This window comes from Actinotignum urinale DSM 15805 (assembly GCF_000420445.1).
GTDB classification, from domain to species: Bacteria; Actinomycetota; Actinomycetes; order Actinomycetales; family Actinomycetaceae; genus Actinotignum; species Actinotignum urinale.
On record NZ_ATUY01000010.1, the window covers coordinates 19,118 to 33,959 of the forward strand.

General features: G+C 50.7%; 12 protein-coding genes. 4 read left to right on the forward strand and 8 right to left on the reverse strand.

Annotation, left to right across the window (positions count from 1 at the left end):
• Positions 1 to 86 precede the first annotated feature (86 nt).
• The gene (locus G445_RS0107250) at positions 87 to 1,283 is read left to right on the forward strand and encodes a hypothetical protein (RefSeq protein WP_156825580.1); all 1,197 of its coding nucleotides are present in this window, start codon (positions 87 to 89) and stop codon (positions 1,281 to 1,283) included.
• On the opposite strand, the gene G445_RS10295 is transcribed toward G445_RS0107250, so the two are convergent.
• A complete protein-coding gene (locus tag G445_RS10295) occupies positions 1,280 to 4,240 on the reverse strand; it encodes an ATP-dependent RNA helicase (RefSeq protein WP_051127037.1) in 2,961 nt (986 codons plus the stop codon). The genes G445_RS0107250 and G445_RS10295 overlap by 4 nt on opposite strands.
• 178 nt (positions 4,241 to 4,418) lie before the next feature.
• Here G445_RS10295 and G445_RS0107260 point away from each other — a divergent pair, with 178 nt between their 5' ends.
• Positions 4,419 to 4,997: a flavodoxin gene (locus G445_RS0107260; RefSeq protein ID WP_022866878.1), complete on the forward strand. Its 579-nt coding sequence runs from the start codon at positions 4,419 to 4,421 to the stop codon at positions 4,995 to 4,997.
• A 341-nt stretch (positions 4,998 to 5,338) separates the two neighbouring features.
• Here G445_RS0107260 and G445_RS0107265 read toward each other — a convergent pair whose 3' ends face one another.
• From G445_RS0107265 to G445_RS10960, 3 genes are read right to left on the reverse strand one after another with little or no spacing between them, the layout of a single operon-like run.
• A complete protein-coding gene (locus G445_RS0107265; RefSeq protein WP_022866879.1) occupies positions 5,339 to 6,316 on the reverse strand; it encodes a diaminopimelate dehydrogenase in 978 nt (325 codons plus the stop codon).
• 59 nt (positions 6,317 to 6,375) lie between these two features.
• The gene (locus G445_RS11555; protein ID WP_040430895.1) at positions 6,376 to 6,555 is read right to left on the reverse strand and encodes a hypothetical protein; all 180 of its coding nucleotides are present in this window, start codon (positions 6,553 to 6,555) and stop codon (positions 6,376 to 6,378) included.
• Complete coding sequence (locus tag G445_RS10960) at positions 6,549 to 6,992, reverse strand: TetR/AcrR family transcriptional regulator (protein WP_156825581.1); 444 nt, start codon at positions 6,990 to 6,992, stop codon at positions 6,549 to 6,551. The genes G445_RS11555 and G445_RS10960 overlap by 7 nt, the downstream gene beginning before the upstream one ends.
• A 148-nt stretch (positions 6,993 to 7,140) precedes the next feature.
• Here G445_RS10960 and G445_RS0107275 point away from each other — a divergent pair, with 148 nt between their 5' ends.
• Entirely contained in the window at positions 7,141 to 8,664 is a 1,524-nt protein-coding gene (locus G445_RS0107275) for a DUF1846 domain-containing protein (RefSeq protein WP_022866880.1), read from the forward strand.
• Here G445_RS0107275 and G445_RS0107280 read toward each other — a convergent pair.
• Complete coding sequence (locus G445_RS0107280; RefSeq protein ID WP_026421037.1) at positions 8,661 to 9,608, reverse strand: hypothetical protein; 948 nt, start codon at positions 9,606 to 9,608, stop codon at positions 8,661 to 8,663. The two genes, G445_RS0107275 and G445_RS0107280, sit on opposite strands and share 4 nt — an antisense overlap.
• Before the next feature lie 63 nt (positions 9,609 to 9,671).
• On the opposite strand from G445_RS0107280, the gene G445_RS10310 reads away from it, so the two are divergent.
• Positions 9,672 to 11,015 (forward strand): hypothetical protein, encoded by a 1,344-nt coding sequence (locus G445_RS10310; RefSeq protein ID WP_022866882.1) that lies wholly within the window; start codon positions 9,672 to 9,674, stop codon positions 11,013 to 11,015.
• 264 nt (positions 11,016 to 11,279) lie between these two features.
• Here the strand turns inward: G445_RS10310 and tgt are convergent, their stop codons facing one another.
• From tgt to G445_RS0107300, 3 genes are all read right to left on the reverse strand, one after another.
• Positions 11,280 to 12,596 carry a tRNA guanosine(34) transglycosylase Tgt gene (gene tgt, locus G445_RS0107290; protein WP_022866883.1) on the reverse strand — a complete coding sequence of 439 codons (1,317 nt, stop codon included), beginning with the start codon at positions 12,594 to 12,596 and terminating at the stop codon, positions 11,280 to 11,282.
• A 327-nt stretch (positions 12,597 to 12,923) separates the two neighbouring features.
• Positions 12,924 to 13,634: a queuosine precursor transporter gene (locus tag G445_RS0107295; protein ID WP_022866884.1), complete on the reverse strand. Its 711-nt coding sequence runs from the start codon at positions 13,632 to 13,634 to the stop codon at positions 12,924 to 12,926.
• 228 nt (positions 13,635 to 13,862) lie between these two features.
• Entirely contained in the window at positions 13,863 to 14,633 is a 771-nt protein-coding gene (locus G445_RS0107300) for a DUF4261 domain-containing protein (RefSeq protein WP_022866885.1), read from the reverse strand.
• Positions 14,634 to 14,842: the final 209 nt, after the last annotated feature.

Consider the following 14,842-nt stretch of genomic DNA (forward strand, 5'->3'; position numbering starts at 1 on the left):
CACGGTAATCTCACATTGATCACGCCCAGGTTTACGATCTTCGTCCCACATATCTTGCCTAACCGTGTCATACTTAAGGGGTGAATATGAGCGAACCTTCTTGTGCACCCCGGACATCAGACACTTTGGACACGTGGAAGGCCGTGTGCGCCATCCTCGATGAATTTTCCACCGTTGACGCTAAGAACACCACCGACGATAGCGGAAACGACACTTTCCCCAATGAACACAAAGCTCACGGCGACGGAAAAGACACTGGGCACAACAGCGGAAACAACACCGGGCACAACAACGAAAACGACACCGCACATAATAACGGAAACAACACCGCGCACACAACGCCCCACACGAATGCTTCCGAATCGCGTATTATTCATATTTCTGGGCGCAGCATACTGTGCTGGCTAGGTATTTCCAGCCGTGAAACGACTCGCGAAGTCATCCATATTGCCACCCCAATTTCATCTCGAACTCAGCTTTCTGCGCGCGAAAATGAGCTTCTTCGCGCATCCGGAATCGACCCGAACAGCCCGGATTTAATGCAACTCATCCGCGATGCCCACGTGCTACCCCTTGGCGGAATTCGGCTCATTCACGCCACCCCCTGCCTTCACTACACCGTTTCTCTTCCGACGACGGCATCACGCCTCGAACTGTTCCTCAAATTATGTGTGGCTCAGGCCCAAAGTTTGGAGGAGTCTCAAGACGCCCCAAACTCCCTAAAGGACTCGCACCCAACAGAGATTTCCTCCACTCTCACACGCGATGCGTCGACTCCCAGCACGCAGGCTCCCAGCACGCAGGCCCACCACGGTTCTGCCCACCACGCTCAACGTTCCTCCACAAATTCAGCAACAACAAATGAACCCTTCTTGAACGCCGCCCGACTCTACGAAATATTGGTAACGGACTATAGGGCAATCTCCCGGGACGGTATCACCTATGAATTCAAAGTCGTGTGGCGAGCCGACAGTGATGCACAAACCATCCGCGCGAGCTACGCACCCGTCGAAGGGCTCGGTAATTTCCTGTACATTCACGCCCCCATTCTGTTCTCGCCACGAGAAAAGGTTGCGCGCGAAATCTTGACGGAGGTGTCGCGCTTGCTTGAAGGCGATGTCGTCATGGATTCGGGAGAGCTTCAGTTGCGTTTAACTTTGCCAATGGAAGGTTTAACCCGAGAAATGCTCGAAGAAAAACTTCGCAACTTCGCCGGTGCCGCAACTGCTTTGCGCCTCGATTTCGCTGGCGAAACGGATGATTCTCTTCTTACTTTCGGCTAATTCGCGTCTCGTTTCTTTTTCGCGCGGCGCGTCGGTTGAGCATTAAGAGCGTCCTCCGGCCAGGGATGGCGCGGGTATCGTCCGCGCATTTCCGCGCGAACTTGCACATAACTCCCCTCCCAAAAACCGCGCAAGTCGTCCGTTACAGCAAGCGGACGCTGTGCGGGAGAAAGCAACTCCAAGGTGAGCCGCACCTTTCCACCCGCAAGAAGCGGGGCATTTTTCCAACCAAACGCCTCCTGAACACGCAAACGCACCACGGGACGCTCCTTGCTGTAATCCACTTGCCGCGTGTCTCCCGTCGGAACCTGGATTCTCGCGGGCGCGAGTTCGTCGATCTGCATGGAAAGTGGCCAGGGCAATAACCGCATGAGCATCTCCGCTGTTACAGATGCCCACTCCTTTCCGCGAGATGCTGCGTCAATCTCTATCCCCGCCCATTCTTCAACATGAGTTATTAAAAATTCGTTGCTCACATCAGGCCAACTATCCCCACATTCGCGTCGCAAGAACTCTATGCGTTGCCGGAGTTTTTCTGCTTCGTCGGTGAAAACGAGCGGAATTTCTCCGTCCTTAAGGGCGCGAATAAGGTATGTGCGGGCTTCGGCGGCATCAACCTTTTGCATATCAAGACTCGATATCTCTATGTTTCCCAAAAGTTCTCGGGTTCTTGCGTGTATTGTTCTTCCCGCTACATATATTTCTGTTTCTTTATGACGAAGGTTTGCGCCTGCGCTCAATGCCATCTCTTTGGTGAGGGGCACAGCTGCGCGAATAAGGGCATCGGATTTCCCTGCACTGGACGAAATATCGGCTATGGCAAGCCATTCTTCCCCTTCTAGTGGCGAATTTTCAGGAAGAACGGCCCCTGTACCGTTCGCAAGGAGGTACCTGGAGGTGCGAGCGCGTCGCTGTGCAATATTTTCTGGATAGGCGTTTGCGATAACCAAGGCGAGGGCAGTGGCATTGTCACATTTCACCGGCGACGAATCTTTTTCTCGTGTTGCGACGTTATGGTTTTTTGCGCTGATTGTGTCGCTCATTCCTGCTTCATTATCGCCTTGGATTTGGTGACCTTGGCTTGAGTGGTGTCGGCTTGAGTGGCTTTGGGTTTGGTTACGTCGGCTTGAGTGGCTTTGGGTTTGGTTACGTCGGCTTGACTGGCCTTCGGTTAAGTAACCTTGGCTTGCGTGACGACTGCTGTTTCCGGGCTCAAGTGCTGGCAAATAATCCCCGCCTGCCCCGTCTGAGATTTCCCTTTCGCGTCGCCTAAGTTCTTTTTCGAAACGCCGAGTATTATATGCCCAGTCGGATCCCACGTATTTTCTCCACTGTGTGAAATCTGCACCGGGTATGCGTGGCTTATCCGCGAGCGCCGCGGCATATTGCGCTACCCTTTTTCTCCCCACAATATGTTCTGTTTCAAACATGGCGCGGGCGAGTCGAACATCGCTAGGGAATTGCGCATAGAGGGCACCATCCGGAATTGTTCCTTCCCCATCCATAATTCCCAGACTGCGAAGGGTATGGCAAGCGGCCTGAACTGCAACGGTTGGCGGTTGATCGAGAAGGGGTAGTTGCGCAATTCCATCCACGCTTCCTGCCCATACGCAAGCGTTGAGCACGAAATCTGTAAGGTTTGCTATCCGTATTTCTGGTTCACTGTGGGCTGCGAGTCTCGCCCAGGTGTTTTCGCTCATGCAACGGTAGGCGATTCCTGGGCCGAGGCGAGCCGCGCGTCCGGCGCGCTGTATTCCTGAGGCTTGTGATTCCATCACGGTCACGAGCCCGGATATTCCTCGCGCTATATCTTCGCGTGGTTCTCGGCTGAGTCCCCCGTCCACCACAATTCTCACTCCAGGCACGGTGAGCGAGGATTCGGCTATTGCGGTTGAAACAATGACGCGACGGGTGTCGCTATTTCCGTCGAGCACTTTATCTTGCTCACGCGCGGTCATTCCTCCATGAAGAGGATAAATATCCACAGTATTTCCGCACAGTGACCTCAGGTTATCCACAACGTTATCCACTTCGCGCACCCCCGGGAGGAATACAAGAACGTCGCCCGTGGCTGTTTCTTGCAAAGCTGCTACACATATTCGCGCAACGTGTCCCAAAAATTCTTTCCTCACACCTGTAGCGCCCTCACGTGAAATGACGCCCAGCGCTTCATCTCCCCTCGCTGGCGGACAGTAGCGAATGTGCAACGGGTGAATGTCGGCGGAAATATTTACTATTTCGGGCGGTGTTCCCAGGGTTTCGGCGAAAATTTTTTCAATTTTTCCCGTTTCCATCGTTGCTGACATGACGACGATAGCCAGGTCCTCCCGCAGGCTTGCCGTTTCCAAGCAGCATGCGAGGGTGAGGTCCGAGATCAGGTGCCTCTCATGTACTTCATCGAAAACTATGGCGGAAATTCCCACAAGTTCGGGATTTGTTTGTAGGTGGCGCAGAAGTACGCCGGGTGTCATGATTTCAATGAGTGTGCGTGGCGATGTTACGCTTTCTGCGCGAACCGTATATCCCACGGTTTCTCCAACTTTTTCGCCTAAAAGTTGCGCTATTCGACGGGCAACCGCGCGCACCGCAACCCTGCGCGGTTGGGTGACGATTACTCGTTCCACTGCCGGACGTGAATCTGCGGAACGGGAATCTTCAAGACGCGCATCTGGGGTAAGCGCATCTTCGGCACCTGCATCTACAGTACGCACATTTTCGCTGCGCTCATCAACGTTACGCACGCGAGATTTTTCCAAAATCCACTGGGCGAGAAGTGGTGGAACAATCGTCGTTTTTCCCGTTCCAGGAGGTGCCTGAATAATGCAAAATGGGAAGGATTCGCGAATAGCGTTCAGATGCTTGGCTACAGGCAATATCCGCGCAGAAACCTCTCCATCCTGCCCGGACTCACCTTCGAGAAGCCGATGTATCCTTGATATTACGCCGTTTTCTCTCATGTCACCGCCTTTCATGGCCTCAAAAATACAACATTACAAACAAAATTGTGTGAAATCCAACTCGCTCTTGACGTTTACTCGCTCATACTTTGCCCTTTTATCCCCGTATTTCCAATAATCTCATGGTATTGTGACTTGGTGCTTTCGGGCACCACACTTTTTGTAAATTGGAGGATTTATGTGTCACGAGAATAATAGCGAGTCCCAAGCGGGCTTATCTCACCCAAAAACTCTCGTTGCCTATTTTTCACGCCCCGGTTTAAACATGTGGTACGACGACGAAAAGTACATGCTTGTTGGGCAAACGCAAGTGCTGGCAACACGGATTGCGCGAAAGCTCGGGGCTGATACTTTTGCCATCGAACCTATTCTTACTTACCCCGGCAATGTTGAGAATTGCAAAAACCGTCATAATCTCGAACTAGTCGCCAATCTTTATCCACCGTTTACTCGCGACGTTCCCGATCTTGAGGGCTACGACGTGATTCTTATTGGTTTCCCGCTATGGCTCACAACGGTTCCGCGCATCGTACAAAACTTTATTCGCAAGGCTGATATCGGGGAACGTCTTATTCTGCCTTTCTACACGTACAGTATTGAACCTGATGGTATTTTGGAACCGATTTTCAACGATTTAGCACCGGAAGCCACCTTGGGAACACCATTAACACTTCGTGGCGAAACTCTTGATGATCTTGAAAATGACGAAAAGATTCAAGAGTGGTTGACAAGCGCAGGGCTAAAGCCGATTTTCTAATCAGCAAAAATTGTTGCCTGCCCTGTGTGCCTAGCGCCGGGCAGAAAATGAAGAACACGCTTGAGCAATAAGAAAACTGCGGTAGTCGCCAAAAACTCCTCAATATAACAATGGGGATAGTGGATAAAACGTGTTGGTTTCGGGGACTATTCCTTCGCATACCGGGCATTTTTTCTTGATATACCAAGGAAAATCAGGTGTAGAGTCAGTTTGGCTTAACTTTTGATTAGGTAAATAAATTGTGGGGGGTGTGGATTTCGGAAGAAATCCACACCCCCCACAGGTTAATTCTAGAGAATTTACTTTGGTGGCCTTACGTTATGTAAGCCCAACCCCGTAGTTTAGAGCATGTGTGCGCGAAGCTCCGCCGGGGTTGCCGGATGAAGCTTTGCCGGAGGAACGTCGAAGAGGGTGATGGCGCCCTGCGCGCCCTCAGCATTCATGCGGACAACTGCACGAGCACATGCCACAAGAACAGAACCCGTGAATTCCGGGTTGGAATCCAGCTTGAGGTTGAAGTGAATAACATGCTGCACGCCTTCTGACGTCTTACCGAGGCGAATAACGTCTCCTCCGTGAGGCATTCCCGTGTGTTCAGCATCGAATTCTGCATCGCTAATGAAGTTAACGGTTGTGTTGTATTCGTCGAAGTAGTTCGGCATATTCACGATTTCGTCGCGAATCTTATCCTTATCTGCGCCGTCTTCAGCAACAAGGTAAACAACACGTTCATGCTTTTCACGCACAGTCAGCTCTGCGTGTTCACCTCCGAGGATACGCTGGCGTGCTTCTTCCACAGGAATCGTGTACTGAACACCTTTCTTCACACCTTCGATACGACGAACGGCGTCTGAGTGCCCTTGGGAAAGACCCGGACCCCAGAATGTGTAGACGTCACTTTCGGGAAGGAAAGCTGCTCCGTACACGCGAAGAAGTGAGAAGAATCCGGGATCCCAACCGCCTGAAATAAGAGCGAGGTTGGAGCCACCTTCTGCCGCTTTGTTAACTTCTTCAAAATGTTCCGGAATTTTTGCGTGGGTATCGAAAGAATCAACGACGTTGAACTTCTTCGCAATGATAGGTGTTTGAACATGAAGGTCTGTTGCGCTACCGCCACAGTTAACGACAACATCCACTTTATCGGCCCATGCGTCCACATCGTCCAGAGAAACAACAGGTGCGCCTTGTGTGGTAACAGACTCAGGATCACGGCGAGTGAAAACCGCTACCAGTTCCATATCCTTAGCATGTGCGATTGCTTTCTCGACACCACGGCCAAGATTACCGTATCCGTTAATTGCGACTTTGATTGTTGACATGTGTGATCCTTTCTTCAGAACATTGTCTACGCAATGTGCATAAATGTAACGAAGAAATTTTAATCACCTTTTTGCTCATTAGTCATTAGGAGAACAGCGTTTTTTGCTGTAGAACATACTATTGCCGGGGTTGCGCCGTGTTCAATTTGCTTAAAACCATCAACGATGATGGCTCGCGTAAAGGATGCCCACACATCTGGGTGAGCTACCCCAAGGTCTTTCCAGCATTTATTCAGCATGTCATCAAAAAGTTGTGAACCGAGGCAACTTTTCGAGCAACCTTGTTTTCCGCTTCTTTGCGAACAGGTTTTCCGCCCGAGTTGCGCATAAGTCCCATCAACCACTGATGCGAACTCCCCTCGGCAGATTGTCTTATACATGCCGCCACGATTTCGGCCAAACGTTCTGCGGGAGTGCCGTTCATATTAATATCCTGCATGACTTGAGCACGCCACAGTGGAATATTTCTCTCCAGAACGAGTAAACGTAATTCATCTACAGATTGGACGTATCTGTAAATAGAGTTACGAGCCATTCCCGCTTTCACGGCAACAGCCCCTCCCGATAAGTGCCGACCATTACTTTCTCGCAAAAGGGCTTCGGCGGCGTCCACTAATTTACGTGTTTGCATTGCACGATGTTCATCAACTGTTGGTGCTTGTATTTTTGGCATCATTACCTCCTTCTTTGATTGTAACCGATGAACATCAAATCTTAACCCGTTAATAATTAATTATTTGGAGGGAATTTCAGCAAAAATATCACACTTCAGAGTAAGCTACTTTCGTACGTGTTTTATTGCCTTAATTACCGTGGAGAAACGAATGTCTTCTGCTTCTAACGCCCCCACACTTCCGGCGTCTCACGCTATCGGTTTTGATCGTGAAAAATACATCCAACTTCAATCCCAGGAAATTCGCAAACGCCGCGAAGCCATTAATGGCAAACTCTATCTAGAAATGGGTGGAAAATTATTCGACGATTACCACGCCTCGCGCGTTCTGCCCGGCTTCACACCCGATAATAAAATTACCATGCTTGGTGAACTACGCGATGAACTAGAAATCGTCGTCGCATGCAATGCACGCGATCTACGAGCTAAAACACGTGCCGATCTAGGCATCACCTATGAAGAAGAAACTCTTCGCCTTATTGACGTCTTTCGTGAAGCAGGGTTTTTCGTCAACAATGTAGTCCTCACCCAGTGGGAAGACGATAACGAGAACGCGAAAGACTTCCGTCGTCGTTTGAAAAGACTTGGAATGAAAGTTTCGCGACATCGTCGCATCAACGGATACCCTTCCAACACCTCTCTCATTATGTCCGAGGCCGGTTTTGGGAAAAACGATTATGTCGAAACGGAACGAAACCTCATTATCGTCACCGCACCGGGCCCGGGCAGCGGAAAATTAGCCACATGCCTATCCCAGCTGTACCAGGATCACCAACGCGGACTGGAATCAAACTATGCGAAGTTTGAAACCTTCCCGGTATGGAACCTCCCTCTCGATCATCCTGTTAACCTTGCCTATGAAGCCGCAACGGCGGATTTGGACGATGTCAACATGATTGACCCCTTCCATCTTGTTGCCTACGGCATACAAACCGTGAATTACAATCGCGACGTTGAAGTTTTCCCCCTCCTAACAGTTCTTTTGCGCGAACTGACCGGAGACACCCCGTACAAAAGCCCGACGGATATGGGCGTTAACATGGTCGGATTCTGCATTTCCGACGATGCCGTGTGCCAAGAAGCCGCAAGGCAAGAAATTATTCGTCGCTACTATCACGCGCTCGTCCAGGAGAAACGTGCAGAATCAGAATCCGTTGCCTCTGGGCGTATCGCTATTACCATGTCCAAACTTGGTTTAAAAGCAACAGATCGCCCAGTTGTCCCACCCGCACGTGCCAAGGCTAAATCCACGAAAGGCCCAGCCGCAGCCATTCAGCTTCCCGACGGAACAATTGTTACCGGAAAAACAACGCCTCTGCTCGGTTGCTCATCCACAATGCTTCTTAATGCTTTGAAAGTTTTGTGCGGAATGGATGATTCCGTGAAGCTCCTCGCCCCGGAAATTATTGCTCCTATCCAGAATCTCAAAACCACACATCTAGGTTCACACAATCCCCGCCTTCACACAGATGAAGTGCTGATTGCGCTCGCCGTTTCTGCCGCGTCGAACCCCCTGGCTCAGGAAGCTCTCAACAGTCTCCATAAACTCCACGGATGTGACGTTCACACGACGACGATTCTCGGATCCGTCGATGAAGGAATTTTCCGAAACCTCGGAGTCAACACCACCAGCGAACCTGAGTTCCAGCAGAAAAAACTTTTCCAAAAGCACTAGATTGCGGCAAGTAAGGATACATCCTGCGGTGTAATCACCCCCGTATACAGAGCATAGGCGACCGCCCTATTTCGTCGAAACATTGCTTTCTGCTTCCGGTTTCCAAGCATGCCTTCAACACCAAGGCGCGCAAATTTTTGACACACATTATCGAGTTTTCGGTTAAATTGCGTCATTCTCCACCCGAGTTTTTCCGCAATAATGTACGACGGAGGAATGTCCTCGTCGTACAACATGTGACTACAGAAAGGCTGTTCACCGCATCTATGTCCGTATGCTTGCCCGTCGACTAATCCACTGCAACGCGCAGAATATTCGCGAAACCTGCCGGCATTTTCTCCGCGAAATTTTTCCTCTACACTTTCGTTGTGCGCTTTACGCAATATGCGCTCGCCTAAAGCAACCAGCAACTTCTTTTGGCTCGATGTAAACCGCATCCCCGAATCCGTTGGTCCTTTCACGACGTAAATGTGCCCTACGGAAATCTCTACATCGTATGTTCCGTAACAATGGTGTATTGCCACAGAATAGTTTCCGCGCGGTAACGAACACGAACTTGCCTCCTGAAGACTTGCGAATTCACGGCCTCCTTCTGGGGCCGAAACCTGAATATCGACGCTTATTGCGCGCCCAATATTTGTTATCCGCCACGAGTCATACACCCAAGCTAAGCTCAGGAATATTGGAGGTATCCCAGGCGCGTCCGGAATATCCGACATCTTCAATAAACCGTTTTTCCCTACCGTGCAAATTTCTCCCGGACGCAACCGCATGTGATGCTGTCCAGTCCGTGCTTGAAGAACTGTGCCCATATATCTCCTTCCGTTTCGCCTAGTTTGCCACTCTCCGTCCAGCATTATTTTCTCTATCCACAGCCCCTCTTCCTTGACGAGCTCTATCCACAGTTTGTGGACATTTTTATCCACATACCGAACGAAATTCATACAATCCACAACTCTTGTGCCAAGAATAATGACTCTCTCGTTAAATTTTGAGATGATTATCCTATGTCCGACATGCACTGGGCCCTTGAGGTCGCCACAAAACATCCCCAGCTCGCCGATGCGCTTATTACAACATCTGGTCCCTGGCTCGATATTCTTCTGGCAGACGGACGCACTTTCCGCTTCCGCCCTTTCGAACTTATTCGAGATAACCTTCCCCCGGACGTACGTCAAAAACGCCTCATACAACTCCTCACCATCGGCATTAGCAATGCCACAAAAGCCAGCGTTGAAGAGCCAAGCCTGTCAGACCACGCCAACCGCGCTCACCCTGGAGAGAACACTTCGTCACATGATGACCACCCGTCGGCCTACCAAATAAGCGAAGAAGAACGTAAGCAACAAATTATTGACAGTATTATTGGGAAAATTCCTTCCGAGGATAGCCCAGTTATCCCTCTTGTACGCGCAGCAGATTTTTTCGTCAACCTCCGCAACGGAACAGAAGACTCCCCGATTTTCATACCCCTGACAGATTTCATCGGCGTAGGCCTTAGTAGTGTCGAAGGCGACGATATTCAAACCATCTTCTTCAACGACATCGGTTTTGATCCCGAAACCGATGATTTATACCCCTTATTCCACGACGCCGTCCACACTTTTCACCGATTGAATTCCGACGGAAAAGCAGCGCGTATCGAACTTGGCGTATATGAAGGAAATGGCGCCAAAGTCTTTATGATGGAAACGCCCTCGCCCCACCAGTGTGCCTGGTTCGCCGATGTGGAAATGCTCAGAACGGTTGCGGAATCTCTTAAGGAAGAGTATCCGGATACCCTTTTCCTTTTTATTCCCGCCACGCCATACGCTCTATTCATTGTTCGAGCCGATGATGAGTTCCTTCCGGAAGCACTGGAAAATATTATGCACTACCCGGATCAGGACATGATTTATCCGCTTCCCCACACGATTGCGGCTGATGGTTGGATGGAATGGATTCCCTTGCCCGGGCACCCGGCGTCAAAAATTCTGTCCCAGATGCGCTCCCATTTCCGTTCCCGCATCTACGATGCCCAGCTGGAGTACATGTTGCATTGGTCCATAGATGTTGGAAAACTTGCCACCTACGACGTCCACAAACTGCCTTCAGGAACGGTTTCCTCAACTGTGTGGAAAGAATCCTACCCTGCCGGATCAATTCCTAAAGCGGATTACATTACCTTCGTGGATGATATTGATGATACAACGACGGAACCCATCACGCTCAGCCTTGAGGTTGCCAGAGATGTATGGCCGGAGGGCATTAAACCTATGCCCAAAGTCTGGCCACCACGCTACGAAATTACGCATTTTCCAGACAAGGCAACCCGCGAGGCTCTGAAGTCCCAATCACACCGAACAATCTAGAACAATCTCAAGGTGTGTATCGCCAAGCTACATTGTTAACTCGTGATTTTCATTGTGTTACTGCCTGGTCGCGGGTGCGTATTAACTGACTTGTTTGAGTAGCGTATTCACTGCGCAGTCTTGAGTTGCGCGGTTCTGGGTGGCAAATTTACAGAGTGGCTTCTTGCGCGCTTCGCCTTGGCGTCTACAGCTCGCCTCGCTTTCCCCGCTTCAAGTGTTTTCGGTTTTTCCTATCCTGTTTTTCCTATCCTTCACCGATCTTTTTCACCGCGCTTTTTCACCGCGCTTTTTCAACGCAGATTTAGGTTTTGCGTCAATACGCCCCCAGTTTCCTGCATAAAAACGCCCCAGGGTTTCTTCCTTGAAGTCGGTATAGTTGCCATTTTCAATGCTTGCACGAATATCATCCACAAGTTTTACGGTGTAGTGCTCGTTGTGAATCGTCGCCAATGCGTAGCCAAGCATTTCTTTTGCTTTAAATAAATGGTTGAGATAAGCGCGGGTGTAGTTCGAACACGTATAACACTCGCATCCTTCAACAAGTTGCCTAAAATCGCGACGGAACTGGTAGCGTGTCACGTTAAACCGTCCATCTGGCGAATAAATCGCTCCATTACGCGCAACTCGTGAGGGATTCACGCAATCAAAGGTATCTGCACCGGCCTCAATCGCCGCAAAGAAATCGTCCGGCTCGGAAATACCCAGAAGGTGCCGTGCCTTATTTTCCGGGAGTTCCTCCGAAACCCAACCAACAATCGTGCCCAGGTTTTCTTTTTCCAGCGCACCACCGATGCCAAATCCGTCGAACATCTGGCCGTTCATATTCATCGCACCCAAATCGCGCGCCGCTTTACGCCGTAAATCCTCATATTGAGCACCCTGAACAACACCAAAAAGTTGCTGATAGGGTTTGCCCACACGTTCCTGTGTTAAACGCTGATGCTCAATAAGGCAACGCTGCGCCCACAAACGGGTACGCTCCAAACTCGTTTCCTGGTATCCGCGCGAATTAAGGAGAGTTGTTAGCTCATCGAAGGCAAACATAATATCCGCGCCCAGTTCGTGCTGAATCCCCATGGAAACTTCCGGGGTGAAACGGTGCTTGGAACCGTCGAGGTGAGAACGGAACCATACGCCGTCGTCGTCCACATTTGCCAAACGCTCCCGATCGGTTGCTGTTTCCATATCCGCCCGACCATCCGCCTTCGACGCATATTCGTTACTCAACACTTTTTTGAAACCGCTACCGAGGGAAAGGACCTGGAAACCGCCAGAATCCGTGTATGTTGGGCCATCCCAGTTCATGAATGCACCCAGCCCGCCGGCCTCGTCCACAACATCGGAACCCGGCTGCAAGTAGAGGTGGTAGGCGTTAGAAAGAACAGCTTGGGCGCCCACCCCCTTCACCTGTTCGGGATTCAGAGTTTTTACCGTCGCCTTTGTACCCACGGGAATGAATGCGGGGGTAGCGATATTGCCGTGTGGTGTGTGAATAACACCAGTTCTCCCTAGGGATTTCCCCGTTTCGCTACCGCACCGGACGTCAAGGCGAGTTTCGACGGTAAATCCTACTTTGTCCACTTTTCTCCTTTTGTGGTTGTTCACGTTTCAATTGTTGCGCGGGCGCGTAACAATTTTTGCTTATCACGCGCCGGGTTACGACGGGCACCGCGTTACGCCGGGCGCCGGTTGTTGACACGCGCCGTGTTACGCCGGGCGCCGGTTGTTGACACGCGCCGTGTTACGACGGGCGCCGGTTGTTGACACGCGCCGCACGTCTGCGCGCACCGACCACCGTCGCACACTGTTTATCGACGCACATCGGCTACCTTCGCGCGCCGGTTATTGACGCGCACCGGCCACCGTCGTACATCGAATGTCATCACGCATCTACGAGTACTTTACCTTCTAAGCGATTATCCGCGCCTTTTTCGGCGCAATTCCTTCCGCGCGTTTCACGGCCGCCACAACAACGTACGTGACAGGAAGCAGAATGACCTCCACGCCAACTTTATAGATCCACCCCACAATCGTGAGGTTCATAATGGAACCGAATTCAACGTTTCCGGCAATAATATCGGGTGTCCACGCAATGAAACAGAAAATCAGCGTATCCGCCAGCTCCCCAACAACCGTGGAACCGATGAGCCGCACCCACAGGGCATTTTCTCCGAAACGCTTCTTCAACCATACAAGCACGTAAGAATTGAGGAGCTGCCCAAACAGGAATCCCATGAGCGAGGCCGCCACAAAGCGCGGAACAATACCCAAAACTGCTTCGAACGCCGCCTGATTCTGGTAATCGCTTGCGGGCGGGGCGATTTGCACAAGCCAGAAACTGAACGACGCCAAAATCTGCACACCAAACCCGAGCACAATCACGCGGGAGGCGGATTTAAATCCATACACTTCGGAGAGAAGGTCACCAATAATGTAGGTGAGTGGGAAAAGAATCGCGCCACCGTCGGTATAAATTTCCATACCTAAAATATGGAAGGAAATGAGCTTCGTTGCGCCAATGTTAGAAATAAGCAGGAATGACACAAAAAACACTGCCACATATACGAAAATTTTGGAGCGCGTAATATCTGCAAAACGCGCGGTGGGCTGGGAAGCCATAACGGACCTTTCGCGAAAGTTACAACACATGTGTCCGGCTCTGCCACCGCACGGACCCCTCCATTATATACCGCGTCCCCGATTCACCCCACTTTTGCGCACAATGTCTTAAGGGGGCACGGCTTTCGTCGTTTATATTAGTACGACGATAAGCGGCTAATGTTCCACGTGAAACTAAAAACGTTTTGCCACGCACATGAAACGTCGTAGCTTGGAAATAAGGAGCGCCTACACGATTAAGCGCAGCAAGGAAACGCCTTCGCTTTCGCCTTGAACAATCGCAATCTGTTGATCTTCCGTTTTTCCCAGGGTTTGCCCGGGCATAAGCACCGCGTCATTCGTAATAATGTATCCCGCAGTGTTGGCGAGAATATCGTAAATATCCTCAGCCGGGCGGGTACTTTCCGCTATAAGAAGGTCAAGATGCCCAAAAAGATTCAGCCCGTATGTTCGCCCGCTTCGTACATCGCCACGGTTCACCGCCACTCGAATCCACAACATAAAGGACATGTCCTCGTTTGTTCCGTAGGACAGAACAACATGCGCTGGGAAAACAGCTTTAAGCTCCGGCCGCGCAACGCCGACAGCAGCGTCCTCCGCCATAAGGGAGCACATGAGCGGAGTGTAAAGATTATGCATATCTCGCATCGTTGCGCGAAGTTGTGCGGTGACGTCATCGGGAAGATTTGCGGGAAGATCAACGCGAGCGCGACCGAGTGGAGAAATAATTGTTACGACGACGTAAAAGTTGTGTGGTGGTAGCGTTCCTTTTATGGGCGCCGTGCCACTGACGGGCGTAAGAAGTAGCGTGAATTCCTCAGCTTCTGCGGAAAAAATGTGGCGTCCCTCGTGTTCTTCGACGTTAACTTTGAGGGGTTTCCCGTGAAATTCCACCCGTTCGAGAACCTCTTCGCAATTAATAGGTGCGGTGAAAAGTGCGATGGCGCTTAATGCATCAGGCGCTGAGGGGTGAATTGTGCTGGTGGGAATTCTGTTCATAAAACAAGCTTAGCAATCGGGACTACGCACCGTCTAAACGATAGCACCCTTCCTCGTGCTCACCTCACGAGGAAGGGTGCTATCGCAGTGTGCACATGTTTGAAACATGACACTAGATTTTATATTTCGTAATGTCCGCGAAATACCTTTCCATAATCTCGCAGCGCCCCCCCAAATCTCCCCGGAGCGCCCCAAGAACCTCAAAGAAG

Excerpts from the sequence above, each read along its gene's own strand:
- G445_RS0107250 (WP_156825580.1), top strand. The coding sequence starts at position 87 with ATGAGCGAACCTTCTTGTGCACCCCGGACATCAGACACTTTGGACACG.
- G445_RS10295 (WP_051127037.1), bottom strand. The coding sequence starts at position 4,240 with ATGAGAGAAAACGGCGTAATATCAAGGATACATCGGCTTCTCGAAGGT.
- G445_RS0107260 (WP_022866878.1), top strand. The coding sequence starts at position 4,419 with ATGTGTCACGAGAATAATAGCGAGTCCCAAGCGGGCTTATCTCACCCA.
- G445_RS0107265 (WP_022866879.1), bottom strand. The coding sequence starts at position 6,316 with ATGTCAACAATCAAAGTCGCAATTAACGGATACGGTAATCTTGGCCGT.
- G445_RS11555 (WP_040430895.1), bottom strand. The coding sequence starts at position 6,555 with ATGCTGAATAAATGCTGGAAAGACCTTGGGGTAGCTCACCCAGATGTG.
- G445_RS10960 (WP_156825581.1), bottom strand. The coding sequence starts at position 6,992 with ATGATGCCAAAAATACAAGCACCAACAGTTGATGAACATCGTGCAATG.
- G445_RS0107275 (WP_022866880.1), top strand. The coding sequence starts at position 7,141 with ATGTCTTCTGCTTCTAACGCCCCCACACTTCCGGCGTCTCACGCTATC.
- G445_RS0107280 (WP_026421037.1), bottom strand. The coding sequence starts at position 9,608 with ATGAATTTCGTTCGGTATGTGGATAAAAATGTCCACAAACTGTGGATA.
- G445_RS10310 (WP_022866882.1), top strand. The coding sequence starts at position 9,672 with ATGTCCGACATGCACTGGGCCCTTGAGGTCGCCACAAAACATCCCCAG.
- G445_RS0107295 (WP_022866884.1), bottom strand. The coding sequence starts at position 13,634 with ATGGCTTCCCAGCCCACCGCGCGTTTTGCAGATATTACGCGCTCCAAA.
- G445_RS0107300 (WP_022866885.1), bottom strand. The coding sequence starts at position 14,633 with ATGAACAGAATTCCCACCAGCACAATTCACCCCTCAGCGCCTGATGCA.